Origin of the sequence: Roseomonas alba, assembly GCF_019430885.1 — a bacterium.
Classification (GTDB): domain Bacteria; phylum Pseudomonadota; class Alphaproteobacteria; order Acetobacterales; family Acetobacteraceae; genus Neoroseomonas; species Neoroseomonas alba.
On record NZ_JAHYBZ010000008.1, the window covers coordinates 178713 to 195988 of the forward strand.

At 70.5% G+C, this 17276-nt stretch carries 17 protein-coding genes and 1 other RNA gene; 9 read left to right on the top strand and 9 right to left on the bottom strand.

The features are described 5' to 3' along the window. Positions 1 to 14: 14 nt before the first annotated feature. Positions 15 to 1946 carry a DNA polymerase III subunit gamma/tau gene (locus KPL78_RS22195; RefSeq protein ID WP_219765162.1) on the bottom strand — a complete coding sequence of 644 codons (1932 nt, stop codon included), beginning with the start codon at positions 1944 to 1946 and terminating at the stop codon, positions 15 to 17. Positions 1947 to 1991: 45 nt separating this feature from the next. After that, an RNA gene (ffs, locus tag KPL78_RS22200) (signal recognition particle sRNA small type) lies at positions 1992 to 2084 on the bottom strand. A 102-nt stretch (positions 2085 to 2186) separates the two neighbouring features. Between ffs and KPL78_RS22205 the strand changes: the two genes are divergently transcribed. Further along, entirely contained in the window at positions 2187 to 2657 is a 471-nt protein-coding gene (locus KPL78_RS22205; protein ID WP_219765163.1) for a YHS domain-containing (seleno)protein, read from the top strand. Positions 2658 to 2721: 64 nt separating this feature from the next. Here KPL78_RS22205 and KPL78_RS22210 read toward each other — a convergent pair whose 3' ends face one another. Beyond that, positions 2722 to 3222 carry a MarR family winged helix-turn-helix transcriptional regulator gene (locus tag KPL78_RS22210; protein WP_219765164.1) on the bottom strand — a complete coding sequence of 167 codons (501 nt, stop codon included), beginning with the start codon at positions 3220 to 3222 and terminating at the stop codon, positions 2722 to 2724. Between the two features lie 56 nt (positions 3223 to 3278). Between KPL78_RS22210 and KPL78_RS22215 the strand changes: the two genes are divergently transcribed. The 3 genes from KPL78_RS22215 (at position 3279) to KPL78_RS22225 (ending at position 5535) form a co-directional block, all read left to right on the top strand. Then, complete coding sequence (locus tag KPL78_RS22215; protein ID WP_219765165.1) at positions 3279 to 4196, top strand: PLP-dependent cysteine synthase family protein; 918 nt, start codon at positions 3279 to 3281, stop codon at positions 4194 to 4196. 110 nt (positions 4197 to 4306) lie between these two features. Next, positions 4307 to 5230, top strand: a complete 924-nt coding sequence (gene nudC, locus KPL78_RS22220; protein WP_219765166.1) for an NAD(+) diphosphatase — start codon at positions 4307 to 4309, stop codon at positions 5228 to 5230. Next, positions 5227 to 5535: a hypothetical protein gene (locus KPL78_RS22225; RefSeq protein ID WP_219765167.1), complete on the top strand. Its 309-nt coding sequence runs from the start codon at positions 5227 to 5229 to the stop codon at positions 5533 to 5535. Before nudC ends, KPL78_RS22225 begins: the two co-directional genes overlap by 4 nt. A 222-nt stretch (positions 5536 to 5757) precedes the next feature. On the opposite strand, the gene KPL78_RS22230 is transcribed toward KPL78_RS22225, so the two are convergent. After that, positions 5758 to 6450, bottom strand: a complete 693-nt coding sequence (locus KPL78_RS22230; protein WP_369412822.1) for a DUF2244 domain-containing protein — start codon at positions 6448 to 6450, stop codon at positions 5758 to 5760. On the opposite strand from KPL78_RS22230, the gene nth reads away from it, so the two are divergent. The 4 genes from nth to fdxA all read left to right on the top strand — a co-directional run bounded on the left by nth (position 6370) and on the right by fdxA (position 9649). Further along, complete coding sequence (nth, locus tag KPL78_RS22235; protein ID WP_219765314.1) at positions 6370 to 7014, top strand: endonuclease III; 645 nt, start codon at positions 6370 to 6372, stop codon at positions 7012 to 7014. The two genes, KPL78_RS22230 and nth, sit on opposite strands and share 81 nt — an antisense overlap. Before the next feature lie 26 nt (positions 7015 to 7040). Further along, positions 7041 to 7349, top strand: a complete 309-nt coding sequence (locus KPL78_RS22240; protein ID WP_219765169.1) for a hypothetical protein — start codon at positions 7041 to 7043, stop codon at positions 7347 to 7349. 344 nt (positions 7350 to 7693) lie between these two features. After that, entirely contained in the window at positions 7694 to 8806 is a 1113-nt protein-coding gene (locus KPL78_RS22245) for a glycosyltransferase family 4 protein (protein WP_219765170.1), read from the top strand. Positions 8807 to 9322: 516 nt separating this feature from the next. After that, entirely contained in the window at positions 9323 to 9649 is a 327-nt protein-coding gene (fdxA, locus tag KPL78_RS22250) for a ferredoxin FdxA (protein ID WP_219765171.1), read from the top strand. 215 nt (positions 9650 to 9864) lie between these two features. On the opposite strand, the gene KPL78_RS30660 is transcribed toward fdxA, so the two are convergent. Next, complete coding sequence (locus tag KPL78_RS30660; RefSeq protein ID WP_219765172.1) at positions 9865 to 10269, bottom strand: hypothetical protein; 405 nt, start codon at positions 10267 to 10269, stop codon at positions 9865 to 9867. On the opposite strand from KPL78_RS30660, the gene KPL78_RS22260 reads away from it, so the two are divergent. Next, positions 10268 to 10915, top strand: coding sequence for a CarD family transcriptional regulator (locus KPL78_RS22260; RefSeq protein ID WP_255569343.1), 648 nt, complete (start codon positions 10268 to 10270; stop codon positions 10913 to 10915). The genes KPL78_RS30660 and KPL78_RS22260 overlap by 2 nt on opposite strands. A 954-nt stretch (positions 10916 to 11869) precedes the next feature. On the opposite strand, the gene KPL78_RS22265 is transcribed toward KPL78_RS22260, so the two are convergent. The 4 genes from KPL78_RS22265 to KPL78_RS22280 form a co-directional block, all read right to left on the bottom strand. Further along, a complete protein-coding gene (locus KPL78_RS22265; protein ID WP_219765174.1) occupies positions 11870 to 12658 on the bottom strand; it encodes a Bax inhibitor-1/YccA family protein in 789 nt (262 codons plus the stop codon). A gap of 243 nt (positions 12659 to 12901) precedes the next feature. Continuing rightward, positions 12902 to 13504 carry a hypothetical protein gene (locus KPL78_RS22270; protein ID WP_219765175.1) on the bottom strand — a complete coding sequence of 201 codons (603 nt, stop codon included), beginning with the start codon at positions 13502 to 13504 and terminating at the stop codon, positions 12902 to 12904. A 132-nt stretch (positions 13505 to 13636) separates the two neighbouring features. Further along, on the bottom strand, positions 13637 to 16135 hold the full coding sequence (locus KPL78_RS22275) for an ABC transporter permease (protein WP_219765176.1): 2499 nt from the start codon (positions 16133 to 16135) through the stop codon (positions 13637 to 13639). Positions 16136 to 16496: 361 nt separating this feature from the next. Next, positions 16497 to 17219, bottom strand: a complete 723-nt coding sequence (locus KPL78_RS22280) for an ABC transporter ATP-binding protein (RefSeq protein WP_219765177.1) — start codon at positions 17217 to 17219, stop codon at positions 16497 to 16499. Between the last annotated feature and the right edge of the window lie 57 nt (positions 17220 to 17276).

The following is a 17276-nucleotide window of genomic DNA, read 5'->3' on the forward strand; positions in this document are numbered from 1 at the left end:
GGGCGTGCCTCTTCTCAATCGTCGTTGGTGTCGTCGTCGTCGTCGGACCAGGCGGTCTCAGCCTCGGGTGGCGCGAAGTCGCGGCCATCCATGGCGTCGTCGTCGGGTTCGGCGGTGATGGCGGCCGGGGTCGCGACCAGGCCGTAATCGTCGGCGGCGGCGTCGCGCACGGCCTCGATGGTCGCGCCGGGGAAGGCGAGCATGATGGCCTGAACCAGCGGATGGTTGCGCGCGGCCTCGCGACGGTCGGCCTCGGCGTTGCGGCCCTGATCGGCAAGGGTCGGTTCGCCTTCGGCGTTGCTGACGGTGACAGTCCAGCGCGCGCCGGTGCGCTCGGCGAGCAGCGCGGTGAGCTGCGCGGCGAGGTCGCGGGGGGCGGAGGGCTGCGGGCGGATCTCGATGCGGCCCGGCGCGACATGCACCGGATGCACGTAATGCAGCAGTTGCGCGTGCAGCATTGGCTTCACGCCGGAGGCCAGGGCAACCACTTCCCGCCATTCCCGCGGCTGCGGCGCAGCGGCGGGCGCCGGGGCGACGGCCGCGACGGCACCGCCACCGGCCATGGCACGCAGGCCGCCCGATCCGCCGCCTGAAGGTCCAGGTTGCGGCGCGGCATCGCCGCCCTGCCCGGTCAGCCGCTTCACCAGTTCACCTGGCGTCGGCAGGTCCGCGACATGGGCGAGGCGGATCAGCACCATCTCGGCGGCGGCGCGGCGATCGACGCCTTCCTGCTGCACCTCGGCCAGGCCCTTGAGCAGCATCTGCCAGGCGCGCGCCAGCATCGGCACGGACAGGCGCTGGGCCAGCGCCGACCCGCGGACGCGCTCGGCCTCCGGCAGGGTCCGGTCGTCCTTCAGCGCCGGCGCGGCGCGGAAGCGCGTCAGCAGATGCGTGAGGTCCGCGAGGTCCTGGAGCACGGCGAGCGGATCCGCGCCGACCTCATGCGACCGGTCGAGGATGGCGAGCGCGCCGGCGACATCGCCGCCCATCACCGCCTCCATCAGGTCGAAGACCATGAAGCGGTCGGCGAGGCCGAGCATCTCCCGCACGCTCTCGGCCGTGACGGCGCCGCCGCCGGCGAGGCCGATCGCCTGGTCGAGCAGCGACAGCCCGTCGCGCACCGACCCATCCGCCGCACGCGCGACCATGCCGAGCGCCTCGGGCTCCGCCTCGACCGCTTCCTTTTCCGCGATGCGGCCGAAATGGTCGCGCAGCATGTCCACCGGCACGCGGCGCAGGGAGAAGGTCTGGCAGCGGCTGCGGATGGTGATCGGCACCTTGCGCAGCTCGGTCGTGGCCAGGATGAAGGTAACGGAGGGCGGCGGTTCCTCGAGCGTCTTCAGCAGCGCATTGAAAGCCGCACCCGAGAGCATGTGGCATTCGTCGAGGATGAAGACCTTCTGCCGCGCCTGGGCGGGGCGGAAGCGCAGCGCCTCGCGCAGTTCGCGGACGTCGTCGACGCTGTTGTTGGACGCCGCGTCCATCTCCGTCACATCCGGGTGACGGTCGGCGAGGATGGCACGGCATTCCGGGCAGACGCCGCAGGGATCGGCGGTCGGTCCGCCCTTGCCGTCCGGACCGACGCAGTTCAGGGCGCGGGCGATGATGCGGGCGGTGGTGGTCTTGCCGACGCCGCGCACGCCGGTCAGCAGGAAGGCGTGATGCACGCGCCCCTGGGCGAAGGCGTTGCGCAGGGTGCGGACCAGGGCTTCCTGGCCGATCAGGTCGTCGAAGGTGGTCGGGCGGTATTTCCGCGCCAGCACGCGATAGGGTGCCGCCGGCGCGGCAGCGGCGACGGGCACGGGTGTCGGTGCGGGGGCCGCGGGGGGCGGCGCCGGATCGCCGAACAGGCCCGGCCCGTCAGGGGCGGGCGGCTCGGGCAGGCCTTCCTCGACCGTCGCGTCCGCGTCCTGCGCGGAAGGGGAGCCGAGAAGGTCCGAGGCCATGCGTTCCCTGGGGCTGCGTGGCCACGCGGGCCGGGGGCGAAGGGTGGAAGGCCGGCAAGCGACCCGAGCGAGAACCCGTTACGGCTGCTTCCTTCCGGACCTGACCGGGTTGGCGGGGAGCCCGTCCGCCGCCGACCTTCCGAGGACACCATATCATGTCGCGGGGGTCGGACGCCAATGGGGGGGTCCCGTAACCGGTCCCGGCGGGGTGGCGAAGAGGCGGATGAAGGAGACACCGCCATGTCGTTTTCCCGCCGTTCCATGCTGTGGATGGTCCCCGGCGCGACGATCGCCGTTCCCGTCGGCACCCTGCTTTTTCCTGACCTGGCGCAGGCCGCGCCGGTGAATGCCGAGGACGGCGTGGCGGTGCGCGGCACCGATGTCGTCGCCTATTTCACCGACGGGCGCGCGGTCGCCGGGCGGCCGGACATCACCTTCGCGTGGCGGGGGGCGACCTGGCGATTCGCCTCCGCGGCCAACCGCGACCGATTCGCCGCGGACCCCGAACGCTACGCCCCGGCCTATGGCGGCTTCTGCGCCTATGCGGTCAGCGAAGGCTACACCGCCCCGATCGACCCCGAGGCCTGGCGCATCGTCGATGGCCGGCTGTTCCTGAACTACGACCGCGCGATCCAGCGGCGTTGGGCGCGGGACATCCCGGGCCGCGTCGCTCGGGCGGATGCGAACTGGCCGGCGCTCGCCGGCGAGTGACGCAGCCGGGAGGAGCGCCGGCCCGCACAGGCGGGCCGCCTCCCGGCCGGAACCGTCGTGACCCTCACGAAGGCCCTTCGGCCTTTGGCGAGGGAGGTTCGGCGGGATCGGAGCCTTCCCCATCACGCAGCGCCTCAGCCGCCCCGGCCAGCGTCCGGCCAAGGTCGGGCGGGAGGTGTCCCACAAGCGCCGCCTGGGCTGCGCGCCAGGCCGGCAGCGCGGCTTCGAGGGACCGCACCCCTGCCTCGGTCAGCCACACGGCGCGGCGGCGCAGGTCCTTCTCGGCCGTGACCAGTTCGACCAGCCCCTCGCGTTCCAGCACCCGCAGGTTCCGCGACAGGGTGGACTGATCCATGCCGCACCGGCGGGCCAGCGCGCCCAGGGTATCGTCCTCGGCGCTCGCGATCTGCGCCATCAGCCCGATGCGGGCGGAGGTCATCCCCTGTCCCGCCAGCACCTGGTCCATCGCCTGGGTGACCCGGCGGGCGAGCAGGCGGCTGTTCCAGCCCGGGCACGATTCGAGCAAGGCGCGGGCATCGGTCCGCAAGGTGGATTTCGGTTGCATGGCTGCCGGCCATTCTATATGCAGATACAAAATTTGCATATGCAAAGAAATCGGCCATGAAGACGATCCTCGACACCATCGGCGGCACGCCCCTGCTGCCCCTGCGGCGCATCCTGCCGCGCAGCGGCGCCCGCATCCTGTTGAAGATCGAGAGCACCAACCCCACCGGCAGCATGAAGGACCGCATGGCGCTCGCCATGATCCAGGCGGCGGAGGCCGATGGCCGCCTCCCCCCCGGCGGGGCGGTCGTCGAATACACCGGCGGCAGCACCGGCGTGTCCCTTGCCCTGGTCTGCGCGGTCAAGGGCCATCCGCTGCATGTGGTGACCTCCGACGCCTTCGCGCGGGAGAAGCTGGATCACATGCGCCTGCTCGGCGCGCAGCTTCAGGTCATCCCGAGCGAGTCCGGCCGCATGACGGAAAAGCTGACCCGCGACATGATCGCCGCCGCCGGCGTCATCGCGGAACGGACCGGCGCCTTCTGGACCGACCAGATGAACAACCGCGACCAGCTCGCCGCTTATCACCGCATGGCCGCCGAGATCGACGGCCCAGTCACGGCCTTCGTGCAGTCGGTGGGCACGGCGGCCAGCCTGCGCGGTCTGGCCGAGGCGTTGCGCCGCCGCCATCCGGCCATCCGTATCGTCGCGGTGGAACCGGCGGAATCCGCCGTGCTGTCCGGCGGCCCCTCCGGCGCGCACGGCATCGACGGCATGGGCGCCGGCTATGTCGTCCCGCTCTGGGACCCCGGGATCGCCGAAGCGGTCGAGCCCGTCTCGACCGCGGAGGCCACCGCCATGACCCTACGCCTGGCGCAGGAGGAAGGCCTTTTCGCCGGACCCTCCACCGGGGCCAATGTCGTCGTGGCCCTGCGCCAGGCCGAGGCGCTCGGATCCGATGCCACGGTCGTGACCATCATGTGTGATACCGGAATGAAATCCCTGCGGCGGCTCGGGGCGGCCATCGCGGCCTGAGCCTCCGTCCGTAAAACCGCCGCCCGACGCATGTCCGGACCTTCCTGGCTGGCTCCGGGTCCCGGGCGCGGATGGACGCAGGGCGGACCGCATGGCAGGTTCCGGCCCCCATGCTCATGATCCCCGCCAGCCGTCCCAATGCCTATACCGGCAGCCCGCTCGATCGTGCCGGAGAGAAGCGCGACGACGCGGAATTCATCGCCGCCGCGCTGACCCACCCCGACAGCCTCTTCGCCCCCGTCTGGCGGGCGCGGAGCCTGATGAAGGGCGTCGCCGACGGCCACCCCGAGGCCGTGCTGCTGACCGGCGCCGCAGCGGAAGCCGTGCGTATGGCCGATGGCCCCTGGGCCTTCCTCGGCCTGTGGGAGGGTCGCCCCTGCTTCGCCGTGGACTGCTCCCACGCCGACGACCCGCTGCCGCTGCTGCCCGAGGGCATGGGCACCTTCACCGATCTGCGCCAGGTCGCCGGCCTGCTGCCGCCGGGCGAGGCGAGCGTGCTCGCGCATGCGCGCGGCATGATGCACTGGCGCACCAAGCACCGCTTCTGCGGTGTCTGCGGCAGCCGCTGCGAACCGCGCTCGGCCGGCAATGTCATGGTCTGCCAGGGCTGCGGCGCGCAGCATTTCCCGCGCACCGACCCGGCGGTGATCATGCTCGTGGTCCGCGGGGATGCCTGCCTGCTCGGCCATTCCCACCGCTTCCCGAACGTCACGATGTATTCGACCCTGGCGGGCTTCGTGGAACCGGGCGAGAGCCTGGAGGAGGCCGTCCGGCGCGAGGTGAAGGAAGAAGCCGGCATCGAGGTCGGCGAGGTCCTGTATCATTCCTCCCAGCCCTGGCCCTTTCCCTCCTCCATCATGCTTGGGTTCCACGCGGAAGGGCTGAGCGAGGACATCCACATCCAGCCCGAGGAACTGAAGGACGCGCGATGGTTCTCCCGGGATCAGATCCGCAATCATCAGGCGCTCGGCTTCTCCCTGCCACGCGCGGATTCGATCGCGCGGCGCCTGATCGAGGACTGGATGGCGTCATGAGGACCGGCGCAGGCATGGCGCTGCTGGTCGCGGCGGCGATCGGCCTGGGCGGCTGCCAGAATGGCGGCGTCTGGGCCAATGTGCCCATCGACGATTCCCCCGACGCCCAGGCTTGCCGCGTCGAGGCGGAGAACGACCCCGAGGCGAAGCGCCTGGCGGACAGCGTCAGCTCGGCCAATTGGGGTCAGGATCAGATCATCCGCCAGCAATTGCTGGCACTGCTGCCGCGGCTGTGGACCACCTGCATGCAGCGCCGCGGTGCGATCCGCGGCGGGGTGGAGCGGGTGCGACGGGTGACGTTCTAAGGGCGGGGCTTCCGCGGCTGTAGCGGCGGCGCAGCTCGTTGGTATCGTCCCACGGGGCAGATGCCCCGCTGGCGCGAAGACAAGGCGCTGACGACAATGGAGTAGGGGCTCTGCCCCTCTCCAAACCTCACCCCGCCAAAGGCCACAGGGCCTTTGGCGGGGAGGGGCAAAGCCCTTCCCCGGTCGCCATCCCCATCACTTTCCCACGCTCGGGGCGGCGCCTCACCGCAACTGCGGATTGTCGAAATCCGGGCGCCGTGCCCGGGCAAGGGCCTGCGCCAGCGCCGCCTGCAGCGATGCCTTCTCCCCGGCCACCAGGTGCCGCCCGATCTCCACCCGCCGGCCGCGGCTTTCGAGGAACAGCACGCCCGCATGCGCCGGGTCCGGCCGGTAGATCGCCCGCGCCCAATAGGGGTCGAGCACCGCCTGGTGCCGCCGGCCGCGCCCGTCGATGCGCGTGACCCTCAGCTCCTGTGGGGTCAGCACCAGGATCTCCGCCATGCGTGCCGCGCCGCGGATATGCAGCGCGAGCAGCGCGAGGGCAAAGCCGACCTCGACGCCCAGGAAGGGCAGGATCGGCCAGGCCCCAACCATCACGAACAATCCCGCCGAGATGCCGGTGAACAGCAGCAGCACGACGACGAACGCCCGAAAGCCGCGCGCATTCAAGGAACGCGGCGGGGTGCAGACGGCCTGGAAAAGAACCGGTTCGGCGGGGGCTGCCATCATCGGCCAAGATAGGCGAGGATCGGCATCACGCCAGCCATGCCTCTTCCCGCCCGCCCCAAACGCCCCGACCACGGCAGCGCCACCGTGCCCCGCCGTGCCCGAATGATGCCGCCCGCCCAGGCGGAATCCTTCATCCGCGCCCTCGCCACCGCGAACCCCGCGCCCGAGACCGAGCTGATCTATCATGACCCCTTCACCCTGCTCGTGGCGGTAGTGCTCTCGGCCCAGACCACGGATGCGGCGGTGAACCGCTGCACGCCCGCACTCTTCGCGGCCGCGCCGACGCCGGCGGCCATGGCGGCACTGGGGGCGGAGGGGATCGGGCCGCATATCCGCTCGATCGGCCTGTGGCAGGCCAAGGCAAAGAACGTCGCGGCCCTGGCGCGCGACCTGGTCGAAAAGCATGGCGGCACCGTGCCCGGCGATCGCGAGGCGCTGGAGGCGCTACCCGGCGTCGGCCGCAAGACCGCGAATGTCGTGCTGAACGTCGCCTTCGGCCAGGCGACGATGGCGGTGGACACGCATATCTTCCGCCTGGGCAACCGCACCGGCCTTGCCCCCGGCAAGACGGTGCGCGAGGTCGAGGACCGCCTGGTCAAGCGCATCCCGCCCGACCTGCTGCGCGACGCCCATCACTGGCTGATCCTGCACGGGCGCTACGTCTGCAAGGCGCGCGCGCCGGAATGCTGGCGCTGCGTGGCGCGCGCCTTCTGCAACTATCGCGACAAGGTGCTCACGCCGCCGGTATGAAGACGCCGCGATTCGAGGAGACGCGCATGAAGATTCGGTCTGCCCTGCCGCTGCTGGGGTTGATGGTGCCGATGATCGTCGGCTGCGACACGGGCGGCGTCTGGGCCAATGTGCCGGACGACCCCGGCCCGGTCGCCGCGCAATGCCGGCGGGAGGCCGCCAACAGCCCGCAATATCGGCTCTACGGTGAAATGGCCGGTGGCAACGCGGCCAATAACGAACAGCAGCGCCAGGAACTGCTGGTGCTGCTGCCGCGCCTCTATCACGACTGCATGGTCCGCAACGGGGCCGATCCGGCGGGTTCGCCGGCGCCACGGGATCGCGTGACGTTCTGAATGTCGCGGGCGGGGGGACGCGATTGGAGAGGGGCTTTGCCCTCCTCCAGATCTCCCCCCCCCACCAAGGGCCACAGGGCCTTTGGAAACCGCAGCCTGGCGCGGGGCGTGCGGGGCTTGAGCGAAATGCATGGGCATGTCGGGTCCAGCCATGGCGCAACGGCCCAGTCGGGCGCCTGATGGAGGTTTGCAAAGGCCTTTCGGCCTTTGCCGGAGTGGTTTGGAGGGGCGGCGCCCCTCCAGACCACAGGCGACACCAACCGCTGATGAGAAAGGCCGTTGGGCCTTCCCGGGGGATCAGACCCGGGGAGTGGTGCACCCGATTTGCGGCCAGAAGGACTTCCGTGAAGATCTGCGAACTGACGAATGTCGACTTCTCGCTGCGCCATTTCCTGCTGCCGCTGATGCGCGGCCTGCGCGGGCGGGGGCATGAGGTGGTGGGCGTCTGCGCCGAAGGCCCGCTGCTCGACCTGCCGCGCGCCGAAGGATTCCGCATCGAGGCGATGCCCCTCGCCCGCAGCCTCAATCCGATCCCGCAGGCGCGGGCTTTCCGGGCGCTGCTCGACCTCTTCCGCCGCGAGAAGTTCGACCTGGTCCACGCCCACATGCCGATCAGCGGGCTGCTCGCCCGCCTGGCCGCCAAGGCCGCGGGCGTGCCGCACATCGCCTATACCTGCCACGGCTTCCTGTTCAACCAGCCGGGGCCCTGGTGGCGGCGCGGCCTGTCGCTGCAGCTCGAAAGGCTCGGCGGGCGCATGACCGACGTGTTCCTGACCGTCAGCGCCGAGGAAGCGGAGGATGCCCGCCGCCTCGGCATCCATCCCCGCGCGACGGCGGTGCTGAACGGGCGCGATCCGGCGATCTTCCACCCGGATGCCGCCGCCCGTGCCGCCCTGCGCGCCGAACTCGGCGCCACGGAGACGGATTGCGTCATCGTCGTCGTCTCCCGCCTGGTGCGGCACAAGGGCCACCCGGAACTGTTGCGCGCCATGGAGGCGACACCGGACAACGCCGTGCTCTGGGTGGTCGGCGAGCGCCTCGCCTCGGACCATGGGGAGGATCTCGACTCGCACTTCGCGCGTGCCGAGGCGGTGCTGGGTCGGCGGGTGCAGCGCCTCGGCTATCGCCACGACATCGCGCGCATCCTGGCGGCAGCCGATGTCTTCTGCCTGCCCTCCCATTTCGAAGGCCTGCCCATGTCGATCATCGAGGCGATGCTGACCGGCCTGCCGGTGGTCGCGACCAACATCCGTGGCCCGCGGGAGCAGGTGGTGGACGGGCAGACCGGCTTGCTGGTCCCGCCGATGACGGACGCGCCGCTCGCCGAGGCGTTGTCGCGCCTCGCCTCGAACCCGGCGCTGCGGGCGCGCATGGGGGCGGCCGGGCAGGCCGTGGCGCTCGACAAGTTCGACGAGGCGAAGATCGTCGGCCGGACGATGGACTTGATGGGGGCCTGAATCGTCCTGCGGGGGCCGAAGGTCGAAGGAGGGCTCTGCCCTCCTCCGAACCTCCACCCGCCAGGATGCTGGGCATCCTGGACCACAATCCGTTGGCGCCGGGCAGGATTGTCGTTCCGGCGCCCCTCCCAGCGCACTCCCTGCGCAAGAGCAGGCTTCGGCATTCGCGCTGACCAACGCGCACGGCGCCAGGTTAAGATGTGCAAAGGCCTTTCGGCCTCCGCTGGGGAGGTATCGGAGGGGCAACACCCCTCTCACATCTGCCGCGGATGCATCAGAACCGCGCTGGGAATGGATGTCCTGGCGGGAAGCTATGGGTGGCATGGCCCGATCGCCCGCTTTCCGCAGGTCGGCATGGCGGCTCCCGCGCGTGGGAAGCCGGGCATCAAAGGTTCTGGCAGTCTCGGGCGACATTGCAGGCACGCCGCAGTGATGTAAGTCAGGTGACTTGCGACACGGCGTCGCCGCGGCCATTTTGGGTGCGCCGCAACCACGAGCACCGGGGGCCTTCCGCCCGTGACCTACGTCGTCACCGAGAACTGCATCAAGTGCAAGTACATGGACTGCGTGGAGGTCTGTCCCGTGGACTGCTTCTACGTGGGCGAGAACTTCCTGGTCATCCATCCGGATGAATGCATCGACTGCGGCGTCTGCGAACCGGAATGCCCGGCCGAGGCCATCGTCCCCGACAGCGATGACAAGGCGACGGAATGGCTGGAGGTGAACCGCACCTATGCCGGCCAGTGGCCGAACATCACCCGCAAGGGCGAACCGCCGGCCGATGCCGATGACTGGAAGGGCAAGCCCGGCAAGAAGGATCTGCTCAGCCCCAATCCGGGCTGAGAGGCTGTTCGGACATGCAGCGTTTGGCGCATGTCCGGGCCCGGCACCGGCCAGCACCCCTGGGGGTTGACAGCCCCACGCGCCCGTGGGGTGACGGGGTTGCTTTTTTCTGCTATGGTTTCAAATGGATGGCTGCGGTGCGCCAGCGCGCGCCGCGGCCATGGCATTTTCGGCCCGGCCCGTTCCGGCCGGTCCGACCGTGACGCTCCCTGGCGTCACGGTAGCAGGAGCGACTCCGCGATGAAGGCAACGGCCCGCCCCAAGGCGCCGACCAGGTCCAGCACCACTGCCACGGCGAAGCCCGCCACCAGACCCAAGACCCCGGCGACACCGCCGGCCAAGCCCAAAGCGGCCGCCAAGGCGGTGAAGGTGCAATCCAAGACCGCCCCCAGGCCCGCGGCGAAGCCGAAAGCCGAGGCGAAGCCGGCGACCACGCCGGCCGACAAGCCCGTCGCCGCACCGAAGGTCGCCGCCAAGCCGGCCGCGCCGGCGAAGCCTGTGGCAGCCAAGGCCGCGCCCGCCCCGGCCCCCGTGCCGAAGGCCGCTGCGCCCGTTGCCGCGCCAAAGCCGATGCCGGCCTCGCCGCCACCTGCCCCGCCGCCCGCCGCGCGCGCCGCCATGCCGCCGCCTCCGCATCGGCCGCCGCATCGCCTGGCCGCTGCCCCGGCCGTCGTCGCCACCGCAGCCAAGGTCGCGCCGCGCCCGAAGGAGGACTTCAAGGCCGGCGACCATGTCGTCTACCCGACCCATGGCGTCGGCACGGTCCAGGGCATCGAGACGGTGGAAGCCGCCGGCTACTCGCTGCAGGTCATCGTCGTGACCTTCGAGGAGAACCGGATGACGCTGCGCGTCCCGGTGAACAAGGCCGCGTCCTCGGGGCTGCGCAAGCTTGCCGCCGGGGCGGCGATGCAGGCCGCGCTCGACACGCTGAAGGGCCGGGCGCGCATCAAGCGCACCATGTGGTCCCGCCGCGCCCAGGAATATGAGGCAAAGATCAACTCCGGCGACCCGCTGCAGATCGCCGAGGTGGTGCGCGACCTGCATCGCAATGCCGGCCAGCCCGACCAGTCCTTCTCGGAACGGCAGATCTACGAACAGGCGCTCGACCGTCTGGCCGCCGAGGTCGCCGCGATCGACAAGACCGACAAGACCAAGGCCATCGAGAAGCTGCTGACCTATCTCGGCAAGGCCGAGAAGGGTGAGAAGGGCGACAAGGCCGCAAAGGCAGAGGCGGAGGCAGATGCCGATGCCGACTCGGAGGACTGAGGCGCGCCGCGATCGTTCGGGCGGGGCAGCAAGGTCTTCCTGGCTGGCCCGCTTCGATCGTTAACCCCACAAGGGCCGAAAGGCCCTGGAAACCTCGATCTCGCGCCGCGGGCCACAGTCAGAAGGGGGCCGCTTTGCGCCCAAGGGGTGCTCGGTGGGCGTGGCGTGCCTGCCGCGCTCGGCGCCAGAGGTGATTGCGCTCCACCCAGGGGCACCCATTGGCGTCGGGCAGCAGCGTCCGTGACACCCCCCCGATGGCCCGGTGGGGCGGGGAAAGGTCGTCCCCCCGGAATTGGGCGGCGGCACACAGCCGCATGCCAGAGAACAGCCTCCCGAAGCTCAACGTCAGAGGTATCCGGGAACAGCTTCCCCGGCTCGTCCGGCGCGCGGCGGAACGCAATGGCGGATCATCCCCGCCAGGCTAGCTCGGGCGCCGGCGCTGACGGAAACGGCGGCGGTCCGGGCGTATGCCCTTGGTTGCGGGAACAGCGACCGAAGCGGAGGCCTCCGTGGCCATGACGCGCTTCGCCGGCGCCATCGCGGACCTGCTGGGACCGCGGCCGGACGAAAGGCCGACGGTCGCGTCCGAGACGGGTCGGTTGTCGGGGACCGTGATCACCGAGGACGCGACGGACTGGCAGCACGGCACCGAACCCGGCCGCAATCCCGTCGATGCTGCCGTCGAATGGTTGGAAAGCGACGAGATGGTCGGGCCCGACAATCATATGGCCCCTCGTCCTCGCCAAGCTGGGGAGGAGCCCGGCCGCCCAGACCCAGGCCATGATCGCGGAGGCCATGGCCGAATGCCCGGAGGACTGGATCGGCCGGTTGTGCGCCCATTGCCCGCCATCCACGACCGGGTCCTGATCCGGGGTCGGGCGCCAAAGACAAAAGGCCCCGGGGATCGCTCCCCGGGGCCCTTTCGGTGCTGCCTGGATCAGGCGGCCCGGGACCTTACTCCTGGCGCTGGCCCATGAAGGACAGCAGGATCTGGAACAGGTTCACGAAGTTCAGGTAGAGCGCCAGCGCATCCATCACGCTCCGCTTGCCAGCCAGTTCCGTGCCTTCGGCATAGGCATAGGAAATGTAGTCGGTCTTGATCCGCTGGGTGTCCCAAGCGGTCAGGCCGACGAAGACCACCACGCCGATGATGCTGATGGCGAAGGCCAGCGCGCTCGAGGCCAGGAAGATGTTGATCAGCGACGCGAGGATGATGCCGATCAGGCCCATCATCATGAAGCTGCCCATCTTCGTCAGGTCGGCCTTCGTCGTGTAGCCGTAGAGGCTGATGCCGGCGAACATCGCCGAGCAGACGAAGAAGGTCGTCGCGATGGACTGACCCGTGTAGCGCAGGAAGATGTTCGACAGGCTCGCGCCCATCGCCGCGGCGAACAGCCAGAACAGCAGCTGCACCGTGCTCTTCGTCATCCGGTTGATGCCGAAGGACAGCGCCAACACGAAGGCCAGCGGCGACAACATCGCAGCCCAGCCAAGCAGGGTCGGAGAAACGACGCGCATGCCGTTCGCCGCATAGCCGACGGACCAGAACAGGTTCATCAGCGTGGGCGTCGCGGCGATCACATAGGCGACAATGCCGGTCAGCAGCAGCCCCGAAGCCATCCAGTTGTAGACCCGGAGCATGTAGGACCGCAGCCCGGCATCGACGGCGGCCGCGTCGGCGGTCGCGACGCGACCCCAGCCAGGCGCACCCGTCGTGTATCGAGTGTCGGGACCAAAGGCCATGGTGTGGAAAACTCCTCCGAAGGGGATGATTCCCCGCAGGTGAAGAATATGGACACTTCTTCATCTTGATCAACGGGCGATCGCCGCTGACCGTCAATGGCCGGTGCCCGCGTGTAAGATGGGGCGCGGCACGTTCCGCCGCATCCCCAGAACGTGTCACTGTTGCGATTTGGCACGTTGGTATGGCCGGGCGGTAAACGCCGGCCAGGCGGGGCCGCGCCGGAAGCGCGGCCCCTGACCGGGTCAGCCCGCGGCGGGCTCGACCGAGATCGCGGTCGCCTCGACGAAGGCGACGTTCACGCGCTGACCGGGGCGCAGGTTGCGGACGAAGGCCTGCATCTCCGGATTGCGCACCACGACCGTGCGGCGCACGCCGCGCGAGGAGGTGAAGGTCACCGCATTGGTCGTCTGGTCGACCGCGTTGATCGTCACGGTGTCGCGCAGGGTGGTCACCACCGCGCCGGCCGGACGCTCGCCGAGTTCGGCGCGGGCGGCGCCGACATCGATCTCGGCCGGCAGGTTGGTGCCGCGCGGCGTCATCTGCACGGCGACGGCTTCCTCGAAGCGGACGCGCACGCGGTTGCCGCGGCGCACCTGGCCGAGGTTCTGCACGCTTTCCGGCACGACCAGCGTGATGGTGCGGTTCGCCGGCGTCAGGATGGTGACGTGGCGGGTGCGCAGATCCACCGAGCGGACGACGCCGACCGCTTCCTGCGCAGTGGAGACCACGACCGGCGGCGGCGGGGTCACCGGCTGCTGCGGCTCGCTGGCGCAGGCGCCGAGGGCAAGCAGCGGAAGGGCGACGATCGCGGCGAGCTTGCGGCGCGGGAAAGAGGGATGCGTCATGGCAGATCCTCGATGGGAAGGCGGCCTGGTTGAATTCGGCCGCGCGGACCTTACAGGAAGCCGTGCCGAGGCGGTAGCCGGATGCGCGCCGCTTTCGCGTTCATTTTCCAGCAGTTTACGGCGTGTTACCGCCTATTCGTTACGCAACAGCGGAGCCGGTCGCGCGCGCAGCGCCAGCGCCGTGCCGACATGGCCGAAGACCAGCGTCAGCGCCGTGCAGGCCAGCACCACGGCGGCGAGCGTGCCGGGCAGGAACACCCACTCGCCCCCCATGACAAAGCGCACCACACCCCAGGCCGCCAGCGTCCCCGCCACCGCCGCGATCAGCCCCGCCGTCGCGCCCAGCAGGCCGAATTCCACCAGGAAGGCGCTGCGGATCTGCGCGCGCGTCGCCCCCACGGTCTTCAGCACCACCGCATCGCGCACGCGCCGCCGCTGCCCGGCCGCCACCGCGCCCGCCAGCACCAGCGCCCCGGCCGACAGCGTCATCGACGCGGTCGCCGTCAGCGCCGTGCCGATGCGCGCCAGCAGGGCCGCGACCTGTTCGATTGCATCGCGCACCCGCACGCCGGAGACGTTGGGGAAAGCCTCGCTGATCGCGCGCAGCACTGCGCCTTCCTCGGCCGGGGCCGCACGCACCGTCGCGATGTGGGTGTGCGGCGCCGCCTCCAGCAGGCCGGGCGAGGCCACCAGCACGAAGTTCAGCCCCAGCCCGCGCCAGGCAATGTCGCGCAGATTGGCGATGCGCAGCGGGATGTCGCGCCCAAGCACGCTCACCGTGATGGTATCGCCCAGCCCGATGCCCCAGCCGCGCGCGAGGTTGGCGTCGAAGGAGACCAGCGGCTCACCGCGATAATCCGCCGGCCACCATTGCCCGGCGACGATGCGCGTGCCCTCGGGCGGCGTGGCGGCGTAGGTCAAGCCGCGATCGCCGCGCAGCGCCCAGGCCGTCTCGGGGGTGGTGCGCACCTCCTCGGCCGGCACGCCGTTCACCGCGACGATGCGCGCACGGAGCGACGGGACGCGCTTCACCTCGCTGACCGTCGGCTGCTCCGCCGCAACGCGGTCGAAGTCGCGCGCCTGGTTGGATTGGATGTCGATGAAATAGAAGCTCGGCGCCGCGTCCGGGATCTGTTCGGTGATCTGGCGGCGCATGTTGCCTTCGATCAGCGCGATGGCCGCGAGCGTCGTCAGCCCGATGCCGAGCGAGACCAGGATCAGCGGCGTCGGCGCGCCGGGCCGGTGCAGATTCGCCAGGCCCAGCCGCACCGCCGGCCGCCTTACGAAGCGCAGCCTTCTCGCGGCCGCCATCAACGCGAAGGCGCCCAGCCGGAACACCACCAGCGTCCCCGCCGCGCCCATCACGAACCAGACGGCGAACATGCGATTTTCCGCCGTGCCGACGATCAGCGCCGCCAGCGCCAGCCCCGCCGCCATGGTGCCGAGCACCAGCGTCAGCCGCGGCCGCACGCCCGCCGGCTGCAACGTATCGCGGAACAGCGCCGCGCCGGGGATCTCCATCGCGCGCCCGAGCGGCCACAAGGCGAAGGCAAGCGCGGTCAGCATCCCATACAGCGCGGCGAGCGCCAGCACCGCCGGATACAGGCCGAGCCGCGGTGGCACCGGCAGCGCATCCGCCAGCGCCGAAGCCGCCGCGAAGGTCAGTCCGAAGCCCGCCACCAGCCCGATCGCGATGCCCGCCGCGGCCAGCGCAATCACTTGCACGAGATAGGTCGCAAAGATCACCCCCGGCGACGCCCCGAGGCAGCGCAGCGTCGCGATGGTCCGCGCGCGCTGGTCGAGCCACGACCGCACGCCGGTCGCCACGCCGATGCCGCCCACGAGCAGAGCCGTCAGGCTCGCCAGCGTCAGAAAGAAGGCTGCGCGATCGACGAAGCGGTTGACCGACGGCGCCGCCGCATCGGCCGTGCGGATGCGCCAGCCATTCCGCGGGAAGGCCTCGCGGAAGGCGTCCACGAAGGCTGAGCGACTCGCGCCGGGCGGCAACGCGACGCGATACTCGAAGGTCACGAGGCTCCCGGGCTGCACGAGTTGCGTCGCATCCAGATCCGCCATGCGGATCATCGCGCGCGGGCCGAGAATGGAGACATTCGTCACCTTGTCCGGCTCTGCCGCGACGAACCCGCGCAGGGCGAAGCGCGCCTCACCGATGCGCAACTCGGTTCCCGCCGCCACACCGAGCCGGTCGGCGATCAGGCGATCGACCGCGATCTCGCCCGACCCGATCTGGCCTGGCGGATCGAGCACCAGTTCCCCGAACAGCGGATAGAAGTCATCAACCGCCTTGAGTTCCACCAGCGTCCGATCGCCATCCGGAGCGACGGCCATGGCGCGCATCGACGTCACGCGCGACAGCCGCGCGCTGTGTTGCGTCAGCCAATCCAGCGCCGCCTGCGGCAACGGCCCTTGCTGCGATGCGACCTCAACCTCGCCGCCCAGCAGCTTCGCGCCATCGGTGGCGATGCCAGCCTCGATGCCGGCGCGCAGCGTGCCGACGGCCGTGATGGCGGCGACACCCAGAGCCAGACAGGCGAGCACGATGCGCAGGCCCTTCACGCCGCCACGCAGGTCGCGGCGGGCGAAGCGGAAGGCGAGGGCGAGCGTCTTCATCGGGCGAGGGGCCGCGAGGGGCGCCGCCCTATACGCGCGACGATTGAGGCGATGGCGCGCCGGGGAAGGGCTCTGCCCTCCCCCGAGCCCCCACCCGCCAAAGGCCACAGAGCCTTTGGAAACCGATACCTGGCGCTGGGCATCCCTGCGAGAACGGCGCCGAGACCCGCTCCTGCGCACGAAAGGCGCCTGGAGGGCGGAGCATGCCTGTTGCGCGAAGCGCCAAACGATTGCGTTCCACGTGCTCCAAGCACTTGGCGGGGTGAGGTTTCAAGAGGGGCGGCGCCCCTCTCCAATCGCCCGCTGCGCCTCATCTTCGCGCGCAAGGGGCAGAGCGCCTCCTGGTCCGGCAGCGCCGGGTTCATCGCGCGCTATCCGCCACGATCCGCCCGTCCTCCATGCGCAACTGCCGTTCGCAGCGTTCCGCCAGCATCGGGTCGTGCGTGATCAGCAGCAGGGTCGTGCCGAAGCGCTCGCGCAGTCCGAACAGCAGGTCCATCACCTGCCCGCCCGTGCCGCGATCGAGATTGCCCGTCGGCTCATCCGCCAGCAGCAGCCGCGGCTGCGCGACGAAGGCGCGGGCGAGCGCGACGCGCTGCTGCTCGCCGCCGGAAAGCTGGCCGGGGTAGTGCGTCAGGCGATGACCGAGGCCGACGCTCTTCAGCGCCTCCTCCGCGCGGTCGAAGGCGTCGCTGCGGCCGGCGAATTCCAGCGGTACGGCGACGTTCTCGATCGCGGTCATGGTGGGGACCAGGTGGAAGGCCTGGAAGACGATGCCCACGGTCTCGCGGCGGAAGACGGCGAGTGCGTCCTCATCCATGCGCGTCAGGTCGTGGCCGGCAACGGTCAGTGTGCCGCCGGTCGGGCGGTCGAGGCCCGCAAGCAGCATTAGCAGCGAGGTCTTGCCGGATCCGGACGGTCCGACGATGCCGACGGCCTCGCCCGCAGCCACGGCGATATCCACGCCGCGCAGGATATTGATCTCGCCCGACTGGGCCCTCACCTTGAAGTGCAGGTCGGTCGCGAGGATCAGCGTCGCGTCGCGCCCCGCATGCGTCGGGGTGGTCTGTGGAAGGGCATCCATGTCGTTCAGGGTTCCGCGGCTTTCGAACCGATATGGGCGCCGCGCCGCGCTTGGCAA